The following is a 23,572-nucleotide window of genomic DNA, read 5'->3' as shown; positions in this document are numbered from 1 at the left end:
GCATGGGAACTCGTCAGCGCCACAGTGCCCTTGGTGGCCCCTTTCCGCGAGCGTCTCCTGTCCCCTCCCGGGCACGGTGGACAGAACCGTCCACTGCCCTTCCGTCCACCTGATCGCCCTTCCGTCCCCTCTGAACTGCGACGAAGCTGAACTCGTCAGCCAGGGACACCACCCCGGACGACACCACCGGAGCCCAGCGCCACCGCGGGACGTGAAGCACCGGCAGCCACCCCCGTCGCACAGAAGGACCACGACCATGCTTCGCATCACCGTCGCCTAGGGCCTGTCCGGCGGATCAGGGTCGGGTGGGCCGCGGCGCCTGGTGCGGTGCATCGCAAGGCGCCGGAGCGCCTCGAATGGGGTCTCCCCTGCTCGAGCGAAGCCGAGAGCTTGGGGAAGGAGCTATTGGGGCGATTCGGCAACGCGGCGAGGTGCCGCGCCAGGCGCCGCGGCCCCGGCCCTGATCCGCCGGACAGGCCCTAGGCCGCCGCGGTCGCCACCTTCTCCCTCGTCGCGCTCGGCACCGCCCACGGGATCCAGTCCGGGCCGGCCGAGAGCCACTCCTCCACCACCTCCGTGACCGTCGTCGCCTCCGGGCCCGGCAGCGACATGACCTGGGGCTGGTCACCGGGGCAGCACCCGACATCCACCTGCCATCGGCCGTCGTCCGGAGGAAGCAAGCCGTCATGAAGTCCGTCAACTCCAGGCCCCGTTCGTCCCGGCGACTCGCCGCCGCCGTGCTGCTCGTCGCCGGGCTCGTCGGCTCACTCGGTGCCTGCGCCGGTTCCGACCCGGCCGTTCCCCAAGCCCGTACGGCGGCCACCCCGAACTCCGGCGGCGGCCCAGGCCACTCAGGCCCCCAAGCCCCCAAGCCCCTGGAGACCGGACCGACAGGACGGACACCCAGCCCCCTTCCGACGCCGAGCGCGGCCTCGGGAACTCCGCAGAACCCGTCTCCCCCGGCGTCTGCCACCCCCCGGCCCACCACGCCCCCGCCGCACCACCCGCCCGGAGGGCAGCAGCGCCTTCCCGCAGGTTCGAGTCCGGCCGGGGGCGCAAGGCGAGACCCCTCCTTCGGGAGGGGTCTCTTTGCCGGTCAGGGGTGGGTAGGGCGGCGGCGCGGGCTCAAGGGTGTCTTCGTCAGGTGTCTCGCCGGGAGGCGATCAGGCGGCGGTGTCGTGGTGGAGGAGCTTGGTGCGGGGCAGGGCCAGGCAGAGCACGGTGCAGGTGCAGAGGCCGGCGATCGCCCAGGTGGCCGCGTGGGTGACGGCTTCGTTCAGGCCCTGGTCGGCGTGGGTGAAGAAGACGTTGCCGATGAGGGCGACGCCGAGGGCTCCGCCGAACTGCTGGGCGGTGGAGAAGATGCCGGAGGCTCCGCCGGCCACGTGGGCGGGCACCGCGGTCAGGACGATGTTGACCAGCGGGATGACCAGGAAGCCGAGGCCGGCACCGGCGAGGACCAGGCCGGGCACCAGGGGCCAGGCGCCGGTGTGCGTCGCGGAGGCGTGGTCGGTGGCGTAGTACACCCAGGAGAAGCCCGCGGCCATCATCCCGCCGCCGATGATCAGGATGTTCCGGCCGGTCTTGGCGACCAGTCCGTCCACGAAGGGGGCGCTGAAGAAGGCGCCGGCGCTGAACGAGACCATCAGGACACCCGCCTGCGTGGGGGTGTAGCCCTGGCCGGACTGGAGCCAGAGGGTGAAGACCATCATGAAGCCGACCATGCTGCCGGAGAACAGGAGCTGGATCAGCAGTCCGGCGCTGAAGGCCGGCTTCCTGAACAAGGCGGTGGGCAGCAGCGGGCGTTCGACGCCGCGCCTGGCCTCGGAGAGGGCCAGGCCGGTCAGGGCGAGGACGCCGCCGGCCATGCAGAGCCAGGTCCACAGCGGCCGGCTGGTGCCGCGGCCCTCGACGAGCGGCAGCACGATCGCCACCAGGGAGACGGCCAGGACCAGATTTCCGGGCAGGTCGATGCGGCCCCTGCCGCGCTCCTGGGAGCCGGGGATCCAGCGGGCTCCCAGCACCAGGACGGCCAGGGTCAGGGGGATGTTGACGGCGAAGATCGTGCGCCAGCCCCATCCGAACAGGTCCCCTTGCGTCAGTACCCCTCCGAGCAGCACGCCCACGGCGGTCGCGATGCCGGAGACGGCGCCGTACAGGGCGAAGACCTTGCCGCGCTCGGCGCCTTCGAACATGGTCCTGAGCGAGCCGAGTACCTGCGGGAGCAGGACGGCCGCGGCCACGCCCTGCACCGCGCGGGAGGCGATCAGCACGCCGGGTTCGCCGGCCAGGGCGCCGGCCAGGCTGGCGAGCGCGAAGCCGCCGACGCCGCCCAGGAACAGCTTCTTGCGGCCGAACCGGTCGCCCAGGTGACCGGAGACGATCAGGGCCGAGGCGAAGCCGAGCAGATAGGCGGACACCGCCCACTCCAGCTCGGCGGGCGTCGCGTGCAGACCGCTGCCGATCGAGGGCAGCGCGGTGTTGACGATCGAGCCGTCGATCATGTCGAGCAGCCCCGCGAGCATCATGACGACGGCGGCGGCCCACCGCTTCGGGTACGGCTCCGTGGCGGTGACGGTTCTGTCGGGTGCTTCGGTGGTGCTGGACGGCATGACCACTCCCTCAGATCCCACGGTTTTCATGTATCTTGATTTCCAAGACACTTTTACCCTGAGGGGAGATAGCTCGAATGTCAAGCGATCTCGATGCGGCCTGGTCGAAGCTCGGCACAGCGGTGCAGGGGTATCAGGGGGCGGTCGACGACTTCGACCGCGAGACGGCGCGCCTGCTCGGCGTGAACGAGACCGACCTGCGCTGCCTGGAAATCCTTCTCCTCGAAGAGACGGCGGCCCCGCGCGAGCTCGCCACGCGCCTCGGACTGGCCACCGGCAGCGTCACCGCGATGCTCGACCGCCTGGAGAAGCTGGGCCACCTCACCCGCACCCCGCACCCCACCGACCGCCGCAAGACCCTGGTCCGCGCCACCCCTCACCTCGCCGAGCGCGCGCACGAACTGATCGCCCCGTTCCTCGGCGACGCGGCCCGCGAGGGCATGGGCCGCTACACCCCCGGGCAGATGGAACTCATCGCCGACTTCCTCGACTTCATCCGCCGCATCCAGGAGGAGCACACCCGGCGGATGCGCGACCTGCCCGCTCCCGTCCGGGCACCCTCAGGCGATCAGCGCACCACCCGCGGGTGAACACGCGCCGCCGGGGGGTACGAACCTCCGCGCCCCGCGCGGGGCCCGACGCCCCGCGTCACGCGCGGGGCTCGACGCCGAGTTCGGTGAGGAGGCCGCGGACGCGGTGTTCGATCTCGTCGCGGATGGGGCGTACGGCTTCGATGCCCTGGCCGGCCGGGCCGGATGGGCCGGTGGGGCGAATCAAGGGCGGCATTGAGGGGGAAACGGCGGTGCGCGACGCCGTCGACGGATATCCGTGAGCTCCCTTCCGCTAGACACCACCCCGTGATCAACGGCAACTGCGGCGTGGGGCGTCCGTCGCGAGTGGAAGGGGTGAGCCCATGTCGTCCAGACGGGTTCTCCGGGTGAACAGACGTGTGCTGCGCACGGCGCGGGAATGGTCGCGCACGGCGGCCGTCGCGCTCACCGTGACGCTGACCATCGCCGCCTCGGCCGCCGGGGCGGGCGCCGCGCCGCGGGACGGCGTCCGGGCCGGCGTGCAGAGCGCGTCGCAGGCGGGCCGCGACGGGCACCTGACGCAGGTCGAGCCCCGGCGCCGCGTGGACGTGCGCTCCCTGCCGCGCGCGGTGCCGAAGCCCGGCGCCGTGACGAAGGCGAAGCCGTTCCTGCCCGCTCCGAAGCTCCCGCGGCCCTCGCGGCCGGCGCTGCGGCCCGCCCTGCCGGTCAGCACCTCGGTTCTGGTCCCGAAGGCGAAGTCCAAGCCCACGCCCAAGCTCAGGACCGAGCCCAAGGCCGTGCCGTCCACGGCCGTCCTGGAGCGGCTGAAGACCTTCCCGACGCTCGGGCAGGACGGCAAGGCACCGTCCGACACGCAGCTCGCGGTCGGGCCCACGTACATCCTCCAGATGGTGAACTTCACCGGCCAGGTCTACGACAAGGCCGGCAACACCGTGGGCACCGCCTTCGACCTGGGCGACTTCTTCGGCATGGCGCACCGCTCGGGCACCGACCCGCGGGTGCACTACGACGCGGCGGCCGGCCGCTTCTACGCCGAGTTCGAGGCGGATCTGTCCAACGGCGACCGCACCGACCTCGCGGTCAGCGACGGCTCGGACCCGCGCGGCGGCTGGACCTTCTACACGATCGCGCAGAACACGTCGAACGTCCTCCAGGACCAGTCGAAGCTCGGCTACACCAACGACAAGGTCACGCTGAGCTGGAACGACTACGACAGGACCACGTCCCCCAACAAGTTCCTGGGCGTCGTGACGGTGGTCGTCAACAAGGCGGAGCTGCTGGCCGGCGGCACCATCACCATCTGGACGTTCAACCAGGACACGAGCAAGTTCCAGGTCGTCCCGGTCACCTCGCTGTCCTCGGTCGACGACCAGTACGCGATGTGGCACGGCTACGACAGCGACAGCACGAACCTGCACGTGGTCACGATCACCGGTGTCCCCGGCGTCAGCACCGTCAGCCAGACGGAGAACACCCTCGGCATCGGTACGAGCGACGATCCGCCGAGCGCGTCGCAGCCGTCCGGGGGTGACGCCTTCATCGAGACCAACGACGGCCGGATGCTGTCGACGGCCTGGCAGAACAACCACCTCTGGGGCGTCTTCAACGTCAAGTGCACCCCGCCCGGCGACACGGCCGAGCGCGCCTGCCAGCGCTACGTCCAGGTCTCGACCGCCGGGACGCAGAGCCTGGCGACCAACTTCAACCTCGGTCTCGTCGGCGGACACATCTACTTCGGCTCCGTCGCCATGAACGACGAGGACGACCTGTTCTCGGGGTTCACCGCCTCCTCGTCGAGCATGTTCCCCACCGCGGTCGCGATCGGCGTCCCGGGCGGGAACTTCCCGGGGACGACGGTCGGGGACTTCTACGCCGCGGGCACGCAGGCGTACGTCTGCGGCTGCGGCGGCGACCAGCGCTGGGGCGACTACTCGGGCACCGCGCGTGACCCGAGCAACCCCAAGGACGTCTGGACGGTCCAGCAGATCGGCGGCCTCGCGAGCGGCTTCTGGGGCACCGCCATGGACCGCGTCACGCTCTCCCCGCCCGCGGTCACGAGCGTCGTCCCCCACCACGGGCCGGAGCTCGCGCAGTGCGTGAACACCGTGACCGTACGGGGCAGGGACTTCCCGACCAGCGGAACCACCGTCAGGTTCGGCTCCGTGGCCGCCACCAACGTGAACGTGACCGGGCCGGAGGAGCTGACCGCCGACGCGCCGCCGCAGGCGCGCGGCACCGTCGACGTCACCGTGACCACGGCGAACGGGACCAGCCCGGTCACCGCCTCCGACCGGTACACCTACGACGCGGACACGACCGCCCCGACCGCCTCGGCGAACGTCTCGCCGGCACCGAACGGCGCCGGCTGGAACACCAGCACCCCGGCGACGGTCGGCATCGGCGCGAGTGACGGCTCGTGCGGCTCGGGCGTCCAGAAGATCACCTACAGCGCGAGCGGTGCCCAGACGATCGGGTCCACCGACGTGTCGGGCGCGAGCGCCTTCGTCCCGATCACGGCGGAGGGCGTGACGACGGTGACGTACACCGCCACCGACAACGCGGGCAACACGTCCGCGGCGCAGACGATCACCGTGCGCCTCGACACGGTGGCGCCGTCGATCACGATCACGAGCCCGACGGCGAGCACCTACCTGCTCAACCAGGCGGTGAACGCGGCCTACTCCTGCTCGGACGCCACGTCCGGAGTGGCCACCTGCGCCGGTCCCGTGGCCGGCGGCAGCGGGATCGACACCTCGACGTTCGGCACGCACACGTTCACGGTCAACGCGACGGACGTGGCCACGAACCCGTCGAGCAAGAGCGTCTCGTACACCGTCGCCTACCGGATCTGCCTGCTCTACGACCCGCTGAACCCGCCCCGCGGCGGCAACAGCACGATCCCGATCAGGCTGCGGATCTGCGACGCGAACGGCGTCAACCTGTCCAGCCCGAACATCACGCTGACCCCGAGCGCGATCGCCGGCCCGACGACGGTGCCGTTCACGACCCCGTTCCGGTACGACTCCAGGCTCCGCGGCTACATCGTCAACGTCCCGACCAGGGGCCTGACGAACGGCAGCTACAACCTGCGGTTCACCATCAGCGGGGCGGACACCACCACCCACCTGGCACCGTTCACCGTGCGCTGACACCCGTCGGCCCCCTCCGGCCCGGACCCTGCCTCGGGTCCGGGCCGGAGGCCTGTCAGGTCGCACGCACCTCAGGGAGCGGGTTGGGGACGGGGATCCACGCGTCCCGGTCCGCGCCCCGCAGGCGCATCAGGGTGAGGGCCTTGACCCTGAGCTCCGGGGCGAAGAGGGCCGCGCGGTCGGCACGGTTCTCCGGGGTCGCGGGGAGGTCCTCGTAGGCGCGGCGGGCAGCGGCGGCGACGACGCCCCAGAGCCGGGCCCCGGCGGTCCGGTCGCCGTCCGCCAGGGCGGAGACGAGGGTCCCGAAGGTCGTCCCGAAGAGGTGGCCGAACAGCATCGTCCGGAGCACGTCCGGGTCGTCGTCGATCACCCGCCCGCCCACGGGGGCCGCGTCGAAGCCGTGCCGGGCGAGACGGCGCGGGCTCAGCCGGACGTCCGCGAGGTCCCGGTAGACGAGCCGCCGGGGGCGGGCGTGCGCGTCGAGCACGACGAGGAGGTTCTGCCCGTGGGCGGCGGGCGCGACGCCCCGGCTCAGGAGCCGGACGAGCGGCGGGACCGCGAGGCCGGCGAAGGCGGCCAGCCAGTCGGCGCCCGCGTCCGGGGCGCCGACGGACGCCAGGAGCGTCCGGATCAGCGGCGGGCCGTCGCCGGCGGGGCGGGCGGCGAGCGCCGCCACCGGCACGACCGCCTCCCCCGCCCGCAGGCCCGCCGCGGCGGTCGGCGACTCGCGGAGCAGGACGGCGAGGTCGGCGCTGGGCTCCCCGCGGACGATGGCGGAGGCTCCGGCCAGGTTGCGGGTGATCCTCAGCGTCCCGGCCAGGTCGTCCACGACGTGCGCGAGCAGCGTGGAGAGCGGGGCGCTGTTCTCGACGCCGCTCGCCGAGATGTCGCGGATCGCACTGGTCATGCGGGTGGTCAGCGCCGTCTTGAGGTGCGGTCCGCCGTCGAGCGGGGCGAGGGTCCGTACGCTCATCAGCGGCCGGGCGGGGATCGCTCCCGTGACGTACGGGCGGTGTCCGAGCCCCGGGAGGACGTGTGCGCTCTGCCAGGGGTGCACGGGCAGCAGCAGCCGGTCGCCGTCCCGCAGCCGGTCCGGCCACTCCCCCGCGACGAGGCACCGCCCGGCGGGGACCGCGACCAGGTCGAGGCCGACGACCGGACGGTGTTCGGGTGCGTACGCGAGCTGCTCGGCCACGGAGAGGCCGGGGCGGCTGCGGCAGCAGGGGTGGTACGGGTGCCCGTCGACGACGCCCTGCTCGACGTGTGCGAGCGAACCGGCCCCGCCGCCCGGTGCGGGGCCCGCGCCCGCCCTGGACAGGGCCAGGGAGGCGACGCTGTCGTCGAGTTCGGCGGCGAGGGCGTCGGCGCCCGGGAGGTCGAGGGCGGCGAGGAGGGCGGCGGGGTGGTCGTGGGCGCGGCCGTCGAGCCGTACGGTCACGTCCTCTCCGGGGACCACCAGGTCGTACGGGAGCCGGGGCGGCCCGCTCAGGACCCGCCCGTCGGCGAGCCGCACCCGCCCGGCGGGCCCGTCGCGCTCGGCGACCCCCGGCAGCGGCTCGTACAGCAGGGCCCGCCAGAGCCGCCCGAGCACGGCGGCCCGTGCGGGGGCGAGCTCCCGCCGGTAGGCGTCGAGCAGTCGGGGAGCGACGTCCGCCAGACCGTCGGCGAGGACGGCCTCGGCGGCGCGCGGCGCCTGGCGTGCGCTCGTATCGTGATCCGGAGCGGAGTGCATGAAGGCTCACTACCCTGCGCAGGATGTCCCTACCGGTGGACGACCCGCCGGGGAACGGGTGGAAGGCGCTGTCGTGAGTGAAACCAAGGGCCGGGCCGATGCCCTCTCCGCCACCGCCCTCCTCAACTGCCTGATCCGGGAGGTGGCCGAGACCGAGCCGCGCCCGGCCCGGGACCAGGACCAGGCCCCTGACCAGGACCAGGACCCGGACCAGGCCGCCCCGGACCCCGGCCCGGACCACACCGTCCACCGGCTCCCGGCGACCGGCCGTGTCCTGCGGGTACGGGCCGGGCGGCGGCCCACCGAGCCCTGCGTCCGCACCGACGGCGGCTGGCTGCCGCTGACCTTCGAGGCGCTCGTGGCGCTGACCGCCGACGAGCTCGGCCGGCGCACCGGCGTCGGCAACAGGACCGTCGTCGACGAGATGACCGCGAGCAGGGACGTCGTCGCGGCCCTCCAGGAGGCGCGCGCGTCCGCGTCCCCGCCGCGGGACCCGTACCTGCGGTCGGAGCAGGCGCTGCTCGCCGGGCACCGCTACCACCCGGCGCCCAAGGCGCGCGGCGCGGGCGCGCCGGAGAGCTGGCTGCCGTACGCGCCGGAGGCGTACGCCCGCTTCCCGCTGGAGCTCCTCGGTGTCCGGGCGGACGTGGTCGCGGAGGACGGCGACCTGTCGCTCCTGGACGTGCTGGGGACGGGGACGCCCGACGGTTATCTGCTCCTCCCCGTCCACCCCTGGGAGTTGGACCTGCTGGGCGAGCAGCCCGCGTTCCGTGACGGCCGGCTGCTGCGGCTCGGGCCGAGCGCGCCGGGCGCGGGCCCGGCCGTGGCGACCTCGTCCGTGCGGACGGTGTACCTCCCGGAGCCGGACCTCTTCTGCAAGTTCAGCCTGGACGTGCAGATCACCAATGGGAACCGCCGTCTGGAGCTGCGCGACCTGCTGTGGCTGCGGACGATCGCCGACCTCCTCGCGCCCGTGTTCGACCCGCTGCCCACGGCGTCGTTCCTCGCCGACCGGGGCTACCGCACCGCCGATCTCGGCGGGCAGCACGCCTACGAGGGCTTCGCGGTGATCGCCCGCGACGGTCTGCGGCCGCACCTGCTGCCGGGGGTGACGCCGCTGCTCGCGGCGGGCGTCGCCGAGGGCTTCCCCGGCAGCCCGCTCGACGGGCTGACCGCCGAGCGGGCGCTCGTCTGGTGGCGGCGCTACCTCGACCAGCTGGTGCCGCCGGTGCTGCACGCCTGGCGGGCGCACGGCCTGGTCCTGGAGTGCCACCTGCAGAACGTCCTGGTCGGCGTCGACGCCGGCGGCCTCCCGGCGCAGGTGATCTTCCGCGACCACGAGGGCATACGGATCGTCGCCGAGCGGCACCGGGGGATCCTGGACCGGCACGGCCCCGAGGGCCCCGCGCCCGCCCTGGACGCGGAGCACGGCTGGGAGCGGCTCGTGTACTGCCTGGTGACGAACAACCTCTCCGAGGTCGCCGGCGCCCTCACCGACCGCCACCCGGAACTCACGGCCGAGCTCTGGCCCCTGGCCCGGTCGGCCTTCGCGGCGTACGCGGCGGAGCACGGCGGCCCGGAGGAGGTCTCCGCGCTGCTCGGCTCCCCGCACGTGCCCGCGAAGACCAACCTCCTGCTGCGCTGGCTCGATGTCGCCGGAGCCGACGCCCGCTACGTGCCGATGCCCAATCCGCTGCGCCGGGACTGACCGTCAGCGGACGGGACGGTCCAGCCTCACCCGTACGAGGGTGGTGTCGATGCCGCTGTCGACGAGGCGGCCGTTCGCGTCGAAGGCCTCCGGGCCGTCCGTCATGCCGAAGTCGTTGTCGTTGAGGAGGACGACGGTCGAGGAGCCTTCGACGGCGACGCCCTCGATCTTGCCGGGGACGCCCGCGACCGTGTTGAGGTCGATCACGAGGCGCTTGTCGAGGACCGGCACCCGGGTGGCGGCCGTGTCGTCGAGCTGCTCCAGGGTGGGGGTGGCGGCGGTGTCCCAGGGGGTGTCGAGGATGTCGTTCGCGCGGCGGAGGCGGACCTCGTAGAGGCGGGCGGCCTTGTCGGTGCGCTCCTGGACGAGGAGGCGGTCGCCGCCGAGGGCGACGAGGGCGGAGAGCTTCAGCTCGGAGGTCTTGGTCTGGCCGGGCTCGACGGTGTCGACGGTGTCGAAGCGGTAGGCGTACTCGGCGGTGACCCGGTTCTGGTGGGGCGAGAAGCGCAGCAGCCGTGTGGTGCGGGAGTTCTCGCCGGAGACCTTGTCGGGGTTGAGCAGCGGGCTCTGCAGGCCGAGGACGAGGTCGCCGTCGGGCAGCAGCGCGAGGCCCTCGAAGCCGCGGTTGATCTTGCGCTGGAGGAAGATCGACGGCAGGGACTCGACGACCGGGTAGTCGGTGCCGGTCAGGCCGAGGCCCTTGGGGACGTGACGGGCGAGGACGCGGCCCTTGGCGGAGACGTGCACGAGGGAGGGTCCGTACTCGTCGACCAGCCAGAAGCTGCCGTCGCGGTCGCGGACGAGGCCCTCGGTGTCGAGGCCGTTCGGGTTGTACGTGAGCGGGGTGGAGGCGTCGTGGGTGTACGGGGCCTCGTCGCGGCCGGGCTGGTTCGGCAGGCCGGTCACGGGGGCGCCGGAGGCGGTGGTCAGCGGGATGGACTTGAGCACCTGGATGCGGTCGCCGACGGCGCGGATCCTGACGATGGCCGGGTCGAAGCCGGGCACGGGGAAGGTGCGCCGCTTGTCCTTGCCGACGGCTATCTGGCCGTTGGGGCCGCGGTCGGTGACGGTCCAGTACTCGCCGCGCCTCCCGGCCGGGTACAGGTCGCTGCCGATGCCGCCGAGGTCGACGCCCCGGTCGTCGGCGACGCTGCCGGGCAGCAGGCCGTTGCTGAAGGCGGCCAGCGGGATGTCGGGCAGGGTCGAGGTGGAGACGAGCCGGCCGGCGGGTCCTCCGTGGTGCGCCGGGGTGGCGTCGGCCGTCCCCACGACCACCGAGAACGCGAGCGCGGCGGACAGCGGCAGGACCACGAGGGCGGGTCGGCGCAGGAGGCGCGGATTCATCTGAACTCCCTGGATGACATGGAAAGTCGCCGGTGAGGGCGGGCTTATGGTCCAGTCCTCCACTCAACTCCGGGCGACGCGTTCGCGACGCCCGGGCGAGTCCTGGGTGAACGCGCGCCTCCGCGCCCGCGCCCCGCTCGGTGGCGGTGCTCAGTAGCGGTCGAGGATCAGCTGGGTCTTGAGGATGTCCCCGTGGTACAGCCAGCCGTTGGCCTCGGCAACGGCGATGGCGTCCGCGTGCAGGTCGGACGCGTCGGCGTACGAGGAGGTCTTGAACGACAGCTCGACGACGTACTCCGTGCCCGTGCCGTTCGCGCCGACGACCGGCAGCACCTCGATGCTCGCGTCGTCCGAGGGGCCCCAGGCGCCCCCGTACACCTTGGCGGTCACCGGCCCGTGGGCGCGGGAGACCTGGAGCGTGTCCTTGCCCCAGTTGGCGCTTGACCAGTCCTCCAGCTTGCCGGGGATGTCGTTGACGAGCCAGGTGCGGCCGGTGGTGCTCGTCGGCATCGCGGTGCCCGAGTAGCCGCTGGAGCTGTGGGACTTCTCGTTGGAGAAGCTGAGGGTCTGCTTGGCGTAGCCCCAGTCGACCTCGGCCTCGTAGTTGGTGTCGCTGCTGTCGAAGCCGGCGGCGTTGGCCGTGGTGAGCGCCGCGTCGATGTCGCCGTTCGTGACGGGGAAGCGCTTCTTGTACGTCTCCTCGAACGAAGAGCCGCTCTTGTGGCGCAGGCGGACGCTCCAGCCCTGGGCGTCGAGCGCGCGGGCGTCGGTGTCGTAGTAGCTGTACGAGCGGGACTTGGCCGAACCGGTGATCCCGAAGGCCGACTTGACGGTCGCGCTGGGCGCGTGGGTCGCGTCGAGGGCCGCCGCGGTGAGGTTGATCTTCACCTCGTACGTCGGGACGGCGTTGGACGCGGCGTACGTGGGCGAGGCCGGGGCGAGGAGCGCGACGGCGACGGCGAGGGCGACGGACGAGCCGACGGCGGCCGGGCGCGTGGCCCGGGACAGGAAGGTCATGCGCCGATGCTCACGAGCGCGGGTGAGGACCGCGTGTCCCGTGGACGTGGCCCGGGTGAACCGGCGACGTCGGGAAGTGTCCTACCTCAGCAGCAGGTTGGCGCCCACGTCGGCCGGGACGGCCTCCTTGACCGGGGTGCTGCCGGGGCCCGGGCGGTGCGTGCCGGGCACGTCGGCGGCCGGGTCCGTGCGGTGGAGGAGGACGGTGCCGTCCTGGTGGAAGACCTCCGTGTAGCCGTGGGCGAGGAGGAGTGCGACGCGCTCTCGCTGTTCGTCGGTGGAGGCGAAGGGGAAGGTCCGGTCGTCCACCCGGAGGAGGACCCAGTCGGCGCCGCGTGGCGTCCGGTCGGCGATGACCACGTCGGTGCGGGCGGTCAGGCGGGGCGCGACGGTGTTGTCGGCCTCCACCGTCGCCCCGTCGGGGATGAGTGCGGCGGCCGTCGCGAGGGGCCGTTTGTCCGGGGAGGGCCGCCAGGAGTCGGGGCGGACGAGGAGGCCGAGCCCGAGGACGACGGCCGCGGCGGAGGAGAGGGCGAGGGCGGTGACGGCCCAGCGGCGTACAGGTGCCTTCCGCCGGTGCAGCCTCGCCAGTGTCTCCAGGGCCGCCGCCAGCAGGATCGGCCACAGGAAGGCGTCGTAGTGGTTGATCACCGGCCAGTGGTTGGGGTTGTCGGAGAGGACCCGCTCCGCGAGGAGGGGGACGGCGAGCAGGACCGTCGGGGAGCCGAGCGGCAGCAGGGCGAGCGTGCCGAGGATCCAGGCCAGCATGCCGGCCTTGACGACGGGGGTGACGGAGATCTGGAGCAGCGTCCAGGGGGCGGTGAGGACGTGGGCCAGGGCCTCCCCCGGTCCGGCGCCCAGGCGCCCGTACGACCAGTAGTAGCCCTGGGGTCCGCCCATCGCCGGCAGGAACCAGGCGATCACGACGGCGGAGACCAGTGGCCCGGCCAGGGCGAGCGCGGCGCCGGTCGCGCGGCCCGCGCGGTGGCCGGCGCGGTGGGCGCGGACGGCGAGGACGAGGCCGTACGCGCCGACGACGAGGCCCATGTCCTCCTTGGCCGTGCACAGCAGGGCCGCCCAGAGGGCGGTGGCGCCGTAGCGGTGGGCGAGTCCGCGCTCCAGCATGAGCAGGGTGAGCGGGACGGCGAAGGCGACCTCGTGGAAGCCGTTGTAGGAGGCGTTGAGGAGCGGCCAGCCCAGGGCGTACACGAGTCCGCCGAGGTCGGCGGCGCGGCGGACGACGTGGGGCGCCGCGCCCTGGAAGGCGTGCCGGGCGATGCGGCGGACCACGGGCACGCCCGCCGCGAACAGCGCGGCCTGGGCGAGGACGAGCGTGCGCGGGTCGTCCCACAGCCAGTAGAGCGGCGCGAGGAGGGCGAGCGCGGGTGTGAAGTGGTCGCCGAGGAGCGAGAAGCCGGGCGGGAACTCGTGGTGGACGTTCTTGATCGGCGACCGCGGGAGCCCGGCGTGCGCGTACGCCCGCACGGCCTGGTCGAAGATGCCGAGGTCGAAGCCGGTGGCCCGCAGGGCCGTCCAGGACTGGAGCCCGAGGCCCGCGCAGACGAGGAAGCAGAGGGTGGTGAGGGCGATGCCCCGGCTCCGGTCCCCCGCCCGGTCCCATGCTCTTTCTCCGGCCCTGTCCCCCGCCCCGTCTCCGGCCGCCTTGCGGTCGGACCCTCGTGGCCCCGGTATCCGGCCGGTGTCCTCGACCGGCTGGCTGATCACCCCGTGCGTCACTGCGCCCCCCATCCCCATGGGCCACGACATTACGGTGCGTCGCCGTCGGTCCCGGGAGGGAGAATCGCGCCATGGTGATCACCGCGCGCGCCCTCAACCGCTCCACCCTGCACCGGCAGTTGCTCCTGGAGCGGGCGCCGCTCGGCGTCACGGAGGCGGTGCGGCGGGTGGTGTGCCTCCAGGCGCAGCAGCCGGGCTCGCCGTACGTGGCGCTGTGGAACAGGGTCGCGGGCTTCGACCCGGAGGAGCTGGACGGGGCCGTGAGCGGCTTCGAGCTTGTCAGGTCGACGCTGATGCGGGTCACGCTGCACCTCGTGCCCGCCGAGGACTACCGGACCTTCCGGGAGGCCATGGAGCCGACGCTGCGGGGTTCGCGGCTGAACGATCCGCGGTTCACGAAGGCCGGGTTCACGGCCGCCGACGCCGACGCGCTGCTGCCCGGCCTCCTGGAGTACGCCGGGAGCGCGCGGACCGGGGCCGAGCTGCGGGGTCACGTCGAGGAGGCCCTGGGCGGGCCGGCGGAGGCCGTGGTCTGGCGGATGGTGCGGCAGTACGCGCCGCTGTGGCACGTGCCGACGGGCCCGCCGTGGTCGTTCGGGACGGCGCAGTCCTTCGTGACGGCGGGCGAACTGCCGGTGCTGCGCGACCCGGAGGCCTCCGCCGCCGGCCTGGCCGTGCTGGTCCGGCGCTATCTGGAGGGCTTCGGGCCGGCGTCCGTACCGGACATGGCGCAGTTCACGATGGCCCCGCGCGGTCTCGTACGGGAGGCGGTGGCGTCCCTGGAGGATGAGCTCGACCGCCTGGAGGGGGCCGACGGGACCGTGCTGTACGACGTGCCCGGGGCGGTGTGGCCCGACGAGGACGTTCCGGCGCCGCCGCGGCTCCTGGGGATGTGGGACAGCGCCCTCCTCGCCTACGCGGACCGCAGCCGGGTGATGCCGCCCGCGTACCGCAAGCAGGTCATCCGCGTGAACGGCGACACCCTGCCGGCGCTCCTCGTCGACGGGTACGTGGCCGGGGTCTGGCGGCCGGTCGACGGCGGGATCGAGGCGAGCGCCTTCCACCCGCTGACGGCCGGGGACTGGGAGGGCCTCGCGGCGGAGGCCGCGGACCTCGGCCGTCTCCTCGCCGCCCGGGACCCGCACGTCTACCGCCGCTACGACCACTGGTGGGCCAAGGGCCTGCCGGCGGCCGAGACGCGGGTCCTCCCCTGCTGAGGCCCCGCCTCGCCCATTGCCACCCACCAGGAACGCACATATCTTCGAGCCGACACACCTACGGACCGGGATGCTCGTCAGTCCCGGGGCGGTCCGCCGTTCACGGGCCGGACGGCGGGGAGTGGCCTCCAGGGACGACGGAGGGCGCTGGACGCCGGGCGTACGGGATATCCGTATCCACGTACCCGCAGGAGCTGAGCAGCACATGAGCAAGCACGTCCTCGCCCAGAACCAGTACGGCAAGGCCGAGAACCGCATCGTCACGGTCACCCGCAAGGGCAACGACGGCGCGTGGCACGAGATCCGCGACCTGAACGTGTCGGTGGCGCTGCGCGGTGAGTACCGCGACGTCCATCTGACCGGCGACAACGGCAACTGCCTGCCGACGGACACCACGAAGAACACGGTGTACGCCTTCGCCAAGGAGCACGGCGTCGACTCCCCCGAGGCCTTCGGCATCCTCCTCGCCCGGCACTTCGTGTCCTCGCAGAAGGTGATCCACGAGGCGCAGATCCGGATCGAGGAGTACGCCTGGGAGCGGATCTCGGTGCCCTCGCGCAAGGAGCAGCACTCCTTCGCTCGCAAGGGCCAGGAGGTCCGCACGGCGCAGATCACGTACTCGGAGACCACCGGCCTCCAGGTCCTGTCGGGCCTCAAGGAGCTGACGGTGATGAACTCGACGAACTCCGAGTTCCACGGCTTCATCAAGGACAGGTACACGACGCTCCAGGAGGCGTACGACCGCATCCTGGCCACCAAGGTCACCGCCCGCTGGGCGAACTCGGCCTCGGCTGCGGCGAACGCGGAGCACGACTGGGACGCCTCGTACGGGAAGGTGCGGCGGCACATGCTGGAGGCCTTCGCGGAGACGTACAGCTACTCGCTCCAGCAGACCCTGCACGCGATGGCGGACCGGGTCCTCGACCACGTCTCCACGGTCAACGAGGTCCGGCTCAACCTGCCGAACAAGCACCACTTCCTGGTGGACCTGGAGCCGTTCGGGCTGAAGAACGACAACGAGGTCTACTACGCCGCGGACCGGATGTACGGCCTGATCGAGGGCACGATCCACCGTCAGGGCGTCCAGCCGGTGATCGCGACCAGCGACTGGATCACCGCCTGACCCAGGGGTCAGCCGAGCCCGGCCGCCGTCTCCACTCCCAGCCATACGGCGGCGAGTCCGGCGGCCAGGCTCCCGGTCACGTTCAGCGCCGCGAAGCCCTTCGCCCCGTTCTCGTACAGCTTGAACGTCTCGTACGAGAAGGTGGAGTACGTGGTGAGGGCGCCGCACAGGCCGGTGCCGAGCAGCAGATGGGCCTGCGCCGAGGTGACGCCGGTCAGGAGTCCGAGGACGAACGAGCCGGCCACGTTGACGACGAACGTCCCCCAGGGGAAGACCGAGTCGTGGCGCGCCTGGACCGCGCGGTCGGTGAGGTAGCGCAGGGGGGCGCCGACGACGGCCCCCGCCACGACGAGCAGCCAGTTCACGCGTGCCTCCCCCGGGCCCGTACGAGCGCCCGGGCGGCGGTGACGCCCGCCACGACGGCGGCGAGGGCGGTGAGCAGGGTCCCGCCCAGGTAGAGCAGGCCCCGTGTCGGGTCGCCCGCGCTCAACAGGCTCTGGGTGTCGAGGCTCGCCGTGGAGAAGGTGGTGAACCCGCCGCAGAAGCCGGTGCCGAGGAAGGGCCGGAGCAGCGGGTGCGGGGCGGTCGTGGTCTCGGTGAGGAGGACCATGAGGACGCCGAGCACCGCGCAGCCGGACGCGTTGACCGTGAGGATCGTCCAGGGGAAGGCGCCGGCGGGGGTGGGCCAGGCCAGCGAGGCGCCGTAGCGCGCGACCGCGCCGAGGGCGCCGCCGACGGCGACCACCGCGACGACCGGCAGTTCTTTGCGCAGCCTCATGCGCCCAAGATTACGAGGGCCGGAGGCGCCGGCTTCGCCGGGCCGGGTGGAGGCGAGGCGCACAGGCGCGGATCCCGGCCTGGGGCATTAACCGGGTTCCGGCCCGTGCAGCCTCGCTCTGCGATGGTCCGGCCGTGCCGTGCGACGGGTCAAAGCCGGGCCGCCGAATCTGTCAGATCCCCCCTCGGGGTATTCCGGATCGCCGCGGCGGGGGCCTGCGGGGGCACCGCGATGGCGCCTCTGACCTGCGGAGACACGACGGACGGTGGCCGGGTCACCATCCGGCGGCCGATTCGGGTGCCTGGTACACCTCGTCCTCGCGTGCGGGCCCGGGCGAGGGTGGTGGAGCAGCGGGAGGGAGCTGCGCAACCTGAGGGCAGGAGTGTCGTGAGTACATCCGTCGCAACCAAGCACAGGGCCGTGACCCGGGCCGTCGCCCCGGCCGTGCCGCTGGGCGTCGTCAGCTCCTCCGGCGGCGCGGCCGACTCGCGCGAGGACGTCTACGCCGAGCTGTGTGCGGCGCTGTTCTCCGGCTTCCCGCGCCGCGACCAGCGGCTGAAGGCCGAGCAGTACCTGCACGGGCTGCTCACGGCGCAGGGCCGCAAGTCGATCCGCAACATAGCCGCCCAGATCGGCGGTCCCGCGGCCGAGCAGAGCCTGCACCACTTCGTGTCCAGCTCCACCTGGGACTGGCAGCCCATGCGGGCCGCGCTCGCCCGGTACCTGGAGCGGAACAGCTGCCCGCAGGCGTGGGTGGTGCGGCCGATGCCGATCCCGAAGGCCGGAGAGCACTCGGTGGGCGTGGACCGGCGTTTCGACCCGGAGCGCGGGCAGGTCTTCCACGGTCAGCAGGCCTTCGGGGTGTGGTTCGCGAGCGACGAGCTGAGCGTGCCGGTCAACTGGCGGCTCTTCCTGCCGGACCCCTGGGTGAACGACCGGACGCGGCGCGACCGCGCCGAGGTCCCGCAGGAGGCCGGCGAGGAGACCCTGGAGGAGTGCGCGGTCGCCGCGGCCCTCGACACCGCCCGCTGGAGCGACGTCACCCGCAAGCCGGTGCTCCTCGACATCCGGGGCGGCGCGGGGCGGGCGGCCCTGACGCGGCTCGCCGGCGCCGGGGTGCCGGTGGTGGCGCGGATCAACCCGGGCTCGCGGCTTGCGATCGCCGACCGTTCGCTGCCCGGCTTCGGCGCGGGCCCGCTGTCCGCGATACAGATCCTGGAGTCCCTCAAGGGACTTCGCCGGCCGGTGAGCTGGGTGGACACGGTGGCGGGGGCGCGGACCTCACGGACCTCGCTCGCGACGGCCGTCCGGGTCGCGCTGCCCGCGCCGGGCGGGGAGCGGATGCGTCCGCTCGTGCTGCTCGGCGAGTGGGACGACCCGCGCCGGGCCCCGGCCCGGGTGTGGATCAGCGATCTGACGAACTCCCCGGTGGGCTCGCTGGTGCGGATCACGAAGCTCGGCCGCCGGGTGGAGCGGGACTTCGCGGAGGTCGGCGAGGGGGCGGGGCTGCGGGACTTCGTGGGCCGTTCGTTCCGCGGCTGGCACCGTCACATCACGCTGGCCTCGGCGGCGCACGCGGCGACGGTCATGGCGGGCGGCTGGGACGCGGCCTACGACACGGGCTACGCCTCGCGACGCTCGGCGAGCTGAGGACCAGGCGGGTCAGGCCGGTCCCGTCGGGCCCGTGGGCCCGGCGGGGCCGCGGCCGCGGGCCAGGACCTCGCGGGTCCGCTGGAGGCGCAGCGCCAGCTGGACCTCCAGGACCTGTCCGGGCTTCTGCCATCCGGGGCCGAGGAGTTCGCCGATGCGTTCCAGGCGGCGGGAGACCGTGTTGGCGTGGACGTGGAGCGCCTCGGCCGCGATCGAGGGGCTGCCGCCGGAGGCGAAGTACGCCTCCAGGGTGTGGGTGAGGTCGGTGAACCGCTCGGCGTCATAGTCCAGTACGGGCCCGATCGCCGCCTCGACGAAGCCGTCGACGTCGTTGTCGTCGGAGAGCAGCAGCCCCAGGAAGCCGAGGTCCTGCACGGAGGCCGCGGAGCCGGTGCCGCCGAGCGCGCTCATCGCGTCCAGGCAGCGCTGGGCCTCCTGGTGCATCCGTCCGACGCCGTCCGGGCTCTCGGCGGGTCCGGCGGCGGCGACGGAGACGGGGTGCCCGAGCAGCGGCGACAGCTCGGCGGACACGGCCTTGGCGGCGGCCGAGGCGTCGATGCCGGGGAGCAGCAGCACGATGCAGCCGCCCTGCACGGTCTTGAGACCGGAGAGCCGGTACGCGTACGAGGACGCCCACACCACCGCCCGGCCCTGCTCGCCGCCCTCGGGCCGGGCGAGCACGAGGACGTGCGGCCGGCGCAGGTCGACGCCGAGGCGGCGGGCCCGCTGGGCGATGTGCTGCGGTGCGTGCGGCGGGTCGGCGATGAGGTCGTCGAGGAGCTCGTCGCGGACGGGTCCTTCGGCGACGGCGGCGGAGCGGCGCACCAGGAGGAGGAAGGCGACGCACTGGGCGGCGAGTTCGAGGAGGCGTTCGTCCTCGCCGGTGAGTCCGCCGGCGGCACGGATGACGAGGCCGCCGAGGTCCTCGGAGCCCGCGATGACGGGCGCGACCCAGGTGTCGCCGTCGGTGAGGACGGGGCGGCGGCGGGCGTGGGCGTCGAGGGAGGCCTTGGCGATGGCCTCCTCGTCGAGGCCGGGGATGTCTCCGGCGGCGGCGAGGGGCCGGCCGCCGGGGTCGCGGATCAGCACGGTCCCGTCGAGGGCGTCGGCGGCCGCCTTGGCGACGTTGCACAGGTCGCCGCCGGCGAGGACGAGGTTCATGATGCGGCCGTGGGCCTCGCTGACGTGCCGCATCCGGGCGAGGCTGGTGCGCACCCGGGCGCTGTCCCGCTCCAGTTCGGAGACCTCGGCGCGGGTGCGGTCGATCAGGCCGGCCTTCTCGACGGCGAGGGAGGCGAGGTCGGCGAGGCCCGCGAGGAGGCTGATCTCGTCCGGGGTGTGGTGGCGGACGCGCCGGTCCGCTCCGTACATGACGCCGATGACGGTGTCCCCGCTGCGCAGCGGGGCGGCGACGATCGCGTGGACGCCCTCGGCGCGGAGGGCGGATTCGGCGGCCTCGTCGAAGGCGGGGGCGTGGACGCCGGCGTCGAGGGAGCCGGAGGGGGCGAAGCGCTCGTCGGCGAGGTAGTCGGCGGTCCAGACGGGTTCGCCGTGGAGGTGGACGGCGCCGCCGAGTCCGTACCCCTCGGCGATCCGGAGGCCGGGGGTGAGGCGCGCGCCGGGGCCGGTCGCGGTGCGCGAGCCCTCGGAGGTGTGGACGAAGCTGGCGCCGTGCGGGCCGCGCAGGGTCACATAGGCGAGGTCGAGGCCGAGGAGCCGCCGGGCGCGGCGGGTGATGACCCGCAGCAGGCTGTCGAGGTCGTAGGAGAGGGTGAGGTCGCGGGCGGTGTCCGTGAGGCTGGCGAGTCCGGCCCCGCGGCGGGCGTCGCGCTCGTGTCCCGCGCGGACCTGGCCGGCGAGGGTCACGGCCCGCTCAAGGCGCTGGAGTTCCGCACCGGTCAGTCCGGACCGCCGGGCCTCGTCGAGGACCGTGTCGAACTGGGCGGGCGGTGCCTGCCGGGCGAGGAGTTCGAGGACCGTGAGCAGCGCGTCGGCACCACCGGCTCCGTCCGCGCCGTGCACCGTCATGGCCCCTGCCCCCCGTAGTCGAGCGAAATCGGGCACCTAGGAGAAAACCCGCCCCGCTCGCCGAAAATAATTCGGCTTCGGGAGTCGGTCAACGGTGAGTTGCCGCACTTCATTCCCCTGGACCGGCGGTCGGACGGGCGGTCAGACCGCCGGAACGAGCCGCGAGCGGGCGGGCCCGTACTGCGCGGTGCCGTACTGGGCGGGGACGTAGGGGGCCGGGACGTGCCGGCTGGGGACGTACTGGGCGGGGATCCGGGGGCCGTACGCGGGGCGGCCGGCGGTGTCCCGGACGGCGAGGACCGAGCGCTGGAGCCGGCGGAGCCGCGCCGAGGGTTCCATGCCGGTCTCGGCGTTGAGGGCCGCGCGCAGCCGCTCGTACACGACGAGGGCCTCGTCGTGCTGTCCGCAGCGCAGCAGCGCAACCATGAGGTGGGCGTGCAGGGGCTCGTTGGTGCGGTAGCGGGCGACGAGTCCGGTGAGTTCGGAGACGAGTTCGGCGTGCCGGCCGAGGCCCAGCTGCGCTTCCAGCCACTGGTCGAGGACGCTGAGCCGGGACGTTTCGAGGCGCTCGATCTCCCGGCGGAGCCGGGGTCCCGCGGCCACGCCCGCGTAGGGCTCGCCGCGCCACAGGGCGAGCGCCTCGCCGAGGCGGAGCGCGGCCCGGGACAGGTCGCCGGCCTCCATGGCGCGGTAGCCGGCGCCCGCCGCGCGCTCGAACTGCCAGACGTCGTTGGGGCCGCCGCCGGTGTCGAGCCGGTAGCCGCCGGGCTGGGAGACGAGGATCGCCTCGGCGCTGCGCCGGTCCGACCAGCCGGGCCGCGGCTCCGCCGGGTCGGCGTCGCGCAGGGCGCCCGCGATGAGGGTCCGCAACTCGGCTATGTGCGCCTGCAGTTCGGCGCGGGCGCCGCGGGGCGCGCCGGACGGCCACAGCTCCTCGGTCAGGACCGTCACGGGGACGACCTGGTCGGCGCTGGCCGTGAGCAGGGCGAGCAGCTGGCGGGGCGCGGCCGCCGTCGGGGTGATCGAGACCCCGTTCTCACGTACCGACAGTCCCCCCAGGATCCGGACGTCCACTTTGCCCCCTCAGTGTCTGTGCGGTGTCTGTGCGCGGGATGACCTCCTGATGATTAGAAAAGACCCCTGTAGCCATGTCAATAAGAAACCGGAGGGTACGGAATGACGGTCGGGGATATCGTGGTGATTCACCCTGTTTGCCCGAATATCTCGCATCGGGTTCTCGCCAGTGGCGTAGATCTTGCGCCCACTGAAAGACTGTTTCCGGACTCGGGGGTACGCTTTCGAAGGGTCCTTTCGGATGCGGGAAGGGCTGTCACCCGCGAGATCACGCCAGAAACCGGCGCGTAGGTACGGTTTTCCGGGACTCCCCGGCGCGCGCTTCCGGGACCCCGCGGTGCGCGCTTGCGGGACTCCCGGTGCACGCTTCCGGGACTCCCGGTGCGCCCTAGAGCACCGCGGCGGCGGTGAGCAGCCCGAACGCGAGCGTGATCAGGGCCGTACGGACACGGTGGAAGCCGTTCCAGCGCTTCTCGAACGCGGCCCGGGCGGACGAGGGGTCGTCACTCCCGTCCCGCTCCGACGCCGCGAGGGCCGTGTTGAGCGGGACGTTCCCGGCGACGGTCACCCCGTGGTTGAGGGCCGCGCAGACGAGCCCCGCGAGGAGCAGCCACTTCTGCGTGTCCGTCCGCCCGTCGACGGGGACGAGGAAGGCGGCCGCGGGAAAGGCGATCACGCCCAGGAAGACCGTGAGGAAGACGGCCCTCGGCACGTACTCGTTGATCCGGCGCATCACCGTGACGAACTCCGGGTCCGTCAGCCGGGCGAGCGCGGGCATGATCCCGGTCTGGAAGATCACCAGGAAACCGGCGTAGAGCCCGGTGCTTCCGACGGCGAGGGCGAGCAGCAGGGTGGCCATGCGGCCATTCTGGCCCGCCACCCGCCGCACGCGTCAGCCGTAGGGATCACCCGACTTCAACTCACCCTCTCCGAACGGCACTTGCGCATGGGGCGCGCGAGGGGCCCGCGAAGATCCGTCGGAGGAGTTGCGCAGGAGCCCCGGTGCGGCGGCGGCGACACGGGTGAAGCGCCGTGGCATGGATTCGCCATCCTTTTCAACAGGGGTTGTCACCGTGTGCAGTCACATGCGTACATGGAGTGGACATCGATCGGGCGGGGGTGGTCAGCGGTGGCAGAGAGCGCGGGCTCCGTGATGCTCGCCCGTTCGGCGATGAACCGGGCCGCGACCGAGGGACAGCGGCCCGCAGGGCGGCCGGTCCGGGGTGCGCGGCGGATCAGTGCCGCACTCGCCGGGCTGGCCGCCTCCACCCGGCACGAGCTGCTGACCTTCGACGACCCGGTCGCCTCCGCGGGCTTCGCGATCCCCGAGCCGTTCCTGGAGCTGGCGGGAGCGTGCATGCGAGCCGCGGTGGAGCGGGCCGAGGAGGTCAGACGGATCGTCCCGCGGCATGCGCTGCCCCGGCTCGGGGAAGGGCTCCGGCTCCCCGGCCGGGCCCGCCTCGCGGAGGCCATCCCGTTCAAGATGATCGTCGTCGACCGGACGGTGGCCGCGGTCCCGCTCGACCTGGAACTGCTGTACAACGGGCTGCTGCTGATCCGGGACCCGGTCGTGGTGCAGGCTCTCGTCCGGGCCCACCACGCCTGCTGGGCGGCGGCCGAGGAGCTGACGTTCGCGGCGCCTCCCCCGCCGCCGCCCCGCGATCTGCCGCCTCAACTGCGCCCGGTCCTCGACGCCCTCCTGTCGGGGGTCACGGACGAGACGGCGGCGACCCGGCTCGGCGTGTCCGCGCGGACGTACAGCCGCAGGGTGGGCGAGCTGATGGCCGCCCTCGGCACGACGAGCCGCTTCCGCGCGGGCGCGGAAGCGGCTCGGAGGGGGTGGTTGTGACAG

The 23,572-nt window shown here is 73.2% G+C and carries 18 protein-coding genes and 1 pseudogene; 7 read left to right on the top strand and 12 right to left on the bottom strand.

Annotation, left to right across the window (positions count from 1 at the left end):
• Positions 1 to 479: 479 nt before the first annotated feature.
• Positions 480 to 611: a hypothetical protein gene (locus ACZ7HT_RS14435; protein WP_471164630.1), complete on the bottom strand. Its 132-nt coding sequence runs from the start codon at positions 609 to 611 to the stop codon at positions 480 to 482.
• 552 nt (positions 612 to 1,163) lie between these two features.
• On the bottom strand, positions 1,164 to 2,612 hold the full coding sequence (locus ACZ7HT_RS14430; RefSeq protein ID WP_471164628.1) for an MFS transporter: 1,449 nt from the start codon (positions 2,610 to 2,612) through the stop codon (positions 1,164 to 1,166).
• Positions 2,613 to 2,689: 77 nt separating this feature from the next.
• Here ACZ7HT_RS14430 and ACZ7HT_RS14425 point away from each other — a divergent pair, with 77 nt between their 5' ends.
• Entirely contained in the window at positions 2,690 to 3,202 is a 513-nt protein-coding gene (locus tag ACZ7HT_RS14425; RefSeq protein WP_471164625.1) for a MarR family winged helix-turn-helix transcriptional regulator, read from the top strand.
• A 58-nt stretch (positions 3,203 to 3,260) separates the two neighbouring features.
• On the opposite strand, the pseudogene ACZ7HT_RS14420 reads toward ACZ7HT_RS14425, so the two are convergent.
• Positions 3,261 to 3,362 (bottom strand): annotated as a pseudogene (locus ACZ7HT_RS14420) (phosphotyrosine protein phosphatase); the annotation flags it as partial.
• Between the two features lie 187 nt (positions 3,363 to 3,549).
• On the opposite strand from ACZ7HT_RS14420, the gene ACZ7HT_RS14415 reads away from it, so the two are divergent.
• The gene (locus ACZ7HT_RS14415; RefSeq protein ID WP_471164623.1) at positions 3,550 to 6,312 is read left to right on the top strand and encodes an OmpL47-type beta-barrel domain-containing protein; all 2,763 of its coding nucleotides are present in this window, start codon (positions 3,550 to 3,552) and stop codon (positions 6,310 to 6,312) included.
• A 55-nt stretch (positions 6,313 to 6,367) separates the two neighbouring features.
• On the opposite strand, the gene ACZ7HT_RS14410 is transcribed toward ACZ7HT_RS14415, so the two are convergent.
• Positions 6,368 to 8,044 carry an IucA/IucC family protein gene (locus ACZ7HT_RS14410; protein WP_471164620.1) on the bottom strand — a complete coding sequence of 559 codons (1,677 nt, stop codon included), beginning with the start codon at positions 8,042 to 8,044 and terminating at the stop codon, positions 6,368 to 6,370.
• Between the two features lie 73 nt (positions 8,045 to 8,117).
• On the opposite strand from ACZ7HT_RS14410, the gene ACZ7HT_RS14405 reads away from it, so the two are divergent.
• The gene (locus ACZ7HT_RS14405) at positions 8,118 to 9,752 is read left to right on the top strand and encodes an IucA/IucC family protein (RefSeq protein WP_471164617.1); all 1,635 of its coding nucleotides are present in this window, start codon (positions 8,118 to 8,120) and stop codon (positions 9,750 to 9,752) included.
• A 3-nt stretch (positions 9,753 to 9,755) separates the two neighbouring features.
• Here the strand turns inward: ACZ7HT_RS14405 and ACZ7HT_RS14400 are convergent, their stop codons facing one another.
• The 3 genes from ACZ7HT_RS14400 to ACZ7HT_RS14390 form a co-directional block, all read right to left on the bottom strand.
• The gene (locus tag ACZ7HT_RS14400; RefSeq protein WP_471164614.1) at positions 9,756 to 11,096 is read right to left on the bottom strand and encodes an esterase-like activity of phytase family protein; all 1,341 of its coding nucleotides are present in this window, start codon (positions 11,094 to 11,096) and stop codon (positions 9,756 to 9,758) included.
• A 150-nt stretch (positions 11,097 to 11,246) separates the two neighbouring features.
• On the bottom strand, positions 11,247 to 12,113 hold the full coding sequence (locus ACZ7HT_RS14395; RefSeq protein WP_471164612.1) for a hypothetical protein: 867 nt from the start codon (positions 12,111 to 12,113) through the stop codon (positions 11,247 to 11,249).
• 81 nt (positions 12,114 to 12,194) lie between these two features.
• Entirely contained in the window at positions 12,195 to 13,850 is a 1,656-nt protein-coding gene (locus tag ACZ7HT_RS14390) for a DUF2079 domain-containing protein (RefSeq protein WP_471164609.1), read from the bottom strand.
• A 71-nt stretch (positions 13,851 to 13,921) separates the two neighbouring features.
• Here ACZ7HT_RS14390 and ACZ7HT_RS14385 point away from each other — a divergent pair, with 71 nt between their 5' ends.
• Together ACZ7HT_RS14385 and pucL are read left to right on the top strand one after the other, a co-directional pair.
• Positions 13,922 to 15,067 (top strand): winged helix DNA-binding domain-containing protein, encoded by a 1,146-nt coding sequence (locus tag ACZ7HT_RS14385; protein ID WP_471164608.1) that lies wholly within the window; start codon positions 13,922 to 13,924, stop codon positions 15,065 to 15,067.
• A 205-nt stretch (positions 15,068 to 15,272) separates the two neighbouring features.
• Entirely contained in the window at positions 15,273 to 16,190 is a 918-nt protein-coding gene (gene pucL, locus ACZ7HT_RS14380) for a factor-independent urate hydroxylase (protein WP_471164605.1), read from the top strand.
• Between the two features lie 8 nt (positions 16,191 to 16,198).
• Here the strand turns inward: pucL and crcB (ACZ7HT_RS14375) are convergent, their stop codons facing one another.
• Together crcB (ACZ7HT_RS14375) and crcB (ACZ7HT_RS14370) are read right to left on the bottom strand one after the other, a co-directional pair.
• Entirely contained in the window at positions 16,199 to 16,555 is a 357-nt protein-coding gene (crcB, locus tag ACZ7HT_RS14375; RefSeq protein WP_471164603.1) for a fluoride efflux transporter CrcB, read from the bottom strand.
• Positions 16,552 to 16,968 carry a fluoride efflux transporter CrcB gene (gene crcB / locus ACZ7HT_RS14370; protein WP_471164600.1) on the bottom strand — a complete coding sequence of 139 codons (417 nt, stop codon included), beginning with the start codon at positions 16,966 to 16,968 and terminating at the stop codon, positions 16,552 to 16,554. The genes crcB (ACZ7HT_RS14375) and crcB (ACZ7HT_RS14370) overlap by 4 nt, the downstream gene beginning before the upstream one ends.
• A gap of 387 nt (positions 16,969 to 17,355) precedes the next feature.
• Here crcB (ACZ7HT_RS14370) and ACZ7HT_RS14365 point away from each other — a divergent pair, with 387 nt between their 5' ends.
• On the top strand, positions 17,356 to 18,618 hold the full coding sequence (locus ACZ7HT_RS14365; RefSeq protein WP_471164598.1) for an IS701 family transposase: 1,263 nt from the start codon (positions 17,356 to 17,358) through the stop codon (positions 18,616 to 18,618).
• 12 nt (positions 18,619 to 18,630) lie between these two features.
• Here ACZ7HT_RS14365 and ACZ7HT_RS14360 read toward each other — a convergent pair whose 3' ends face one another.
• The 3 genes from ACZ7HT_RS14360 to ACZ7HT_RS14350 all read right to left on the bottom strand — a co-directional run bounded on the left by ACZ7HT_RS14360 (position 18,631) and on the right by ACZ7HT_RS14350 (position 22,579).
• The gene (locus ACZ7HT_RS14360; RefSeq protein WP_471164595.1) at positions 18,631 to 20,646 is read right to left on the bottom strand and encodes a helix-turn-helix domain-containing protein; all 2,016 of its coding nucleotides are present in this window, start codon (positions 20,644 to 20,646) and stop codon (positions 18,631 to 18,633) included.
• A 141-nt stretch (positions 20,647 to 20,787) separates the two neighbouring features.
• Positions 20,788 to 21,720, bottom strand: coding sequence for an AfsR/SARP family transcriptional regulator (locus ACZ7HT_RS14355; protein ID WP_471164593.1), 933 nt, complete (start codon positions 21,718 to 21,720; stop codon positions 20,788 to 20,790).
• 388 nt (positions 21,721 to 22,108) lie between these two features.
• Positions 22,109 to 22,579: an anthrone oxygenase family protein gene (locus tag ACZ7HT_RS14350; protein ID WP_471164590.1), complete on the bottom strand. Its 471-nt coding sequence runs from the start codon at positions 22,577 to 22,579 to the stop codon at positions 22,109 to 22,111.
• A 270-nt stretch (positions 22,580 to 22,849) separates the two neighbouring features.
• Between ACZ7HT_RS14350 and ACZ7HT_RS14345 the strand changes: the two genes are divergently transcribed.
• On the top strand, positions 22,850 to 23,569 hold the full coding sequence (locus ACZ7HT_RS14345) for a helix-turn-helix domain-containing protein (RefSeq protein WP_471164588.1): 720 nt from the start codon (positions 22,850 to 22,852) through the stop codon (positions 23,567 to 23,569).
• Positions 23,570 to 23,572: the final 3 nt, after the last annotated feature.

It is taken from the genome of Streptomyces sp. NPDC037410, from assembly GCF_055602235.1.
Note: the sequence above shows the minus strand (reverse complement) of the source record. Positions and strands in the feature narration are given on the sequence as shown.

Bases quoted from the DNA above. Each gene is read 5' to 3' on its own strand.
- ACZ7HT_RS14435 (WP_471164630.1), bottom strand. From the start codon at position 611: ATGTCGCTGCCGGGCCCGGAGGCGACGACGGTCACGGAGGTGGTGGAG.
- ACZ7HT_RS14430 (WP_471164628.1), bottom strand. From the start codon at position 2,612: ATGCCGTCCAGCACCACCGAAGCACCCGACAGAACCGTCACCGCCACG.
- ACZ7HT_RS14425 (WP_471164625.1), top strand. From the start codon at position 2,690: ATGTCAAGCGATCTCGATGCGGCCTGGTCGAAGCTCGGCACAGCGGTG.
- ACZ7HT_RS14410 (WP_471164620.1), bottom strand. From the start codon at position 8,044: ATGCACTCCGCTCCGGATCACGATACGAGCGCACGCCAGGCGCCGCGC.
- ACZ7HT_RS14400 (WP_471164614.1), bottom strand. From the start codon at position 11,096: ATGAATCCGCGCCTCCTGCGCCGACCCGCCCTCGTGGTCCTGCCGCTG.
- ACZ7HT_RS14395 (WP_471164612.1), bottom strand. From the start codon at position 12,113: ATGACCTTCCTGTCCCGGGCCACGCGCCCGGCCGCCGTCGGCTCGTCC.
- ACZ7HT_RS14385 (WP_471164608.1), top strand. From the start codon at position 13,922: ATGGTGATCACCGCGCGCGCCCTCAACCGCTCCACCCTGCACCGGCAG.
- pucL (WP_471164605.1), top strand. From the start codon at position 15,273: ATGAGCAAGCACGTCCTCGCCCAGAACCAGTACGGCAAGGCCGAGAAC.
- crcB (WP_471164600.1), bottom strand. From the start codon at position 16,968: ATGAGGCTGCGCAAAGAACTGCCGGTCGTCGCGGTGGTCGCCGTCGGC.
- ACZ7HT_RS14360 (WP_471164595.1), bottom strand. From the start codon at position 20,646: ATGACGGTGCACGGCGCGGACGGAGCCGGTGGTGCCGACGCGCTGCTC.
- ACZ7HT_RS14350 (WP_471164590.1), bottom strand. From the start codon at position 22,579: ATGGCCACCCTGCTGCTCGCCCTCGCCGTCGGAAGCACCGGGCTCTAC.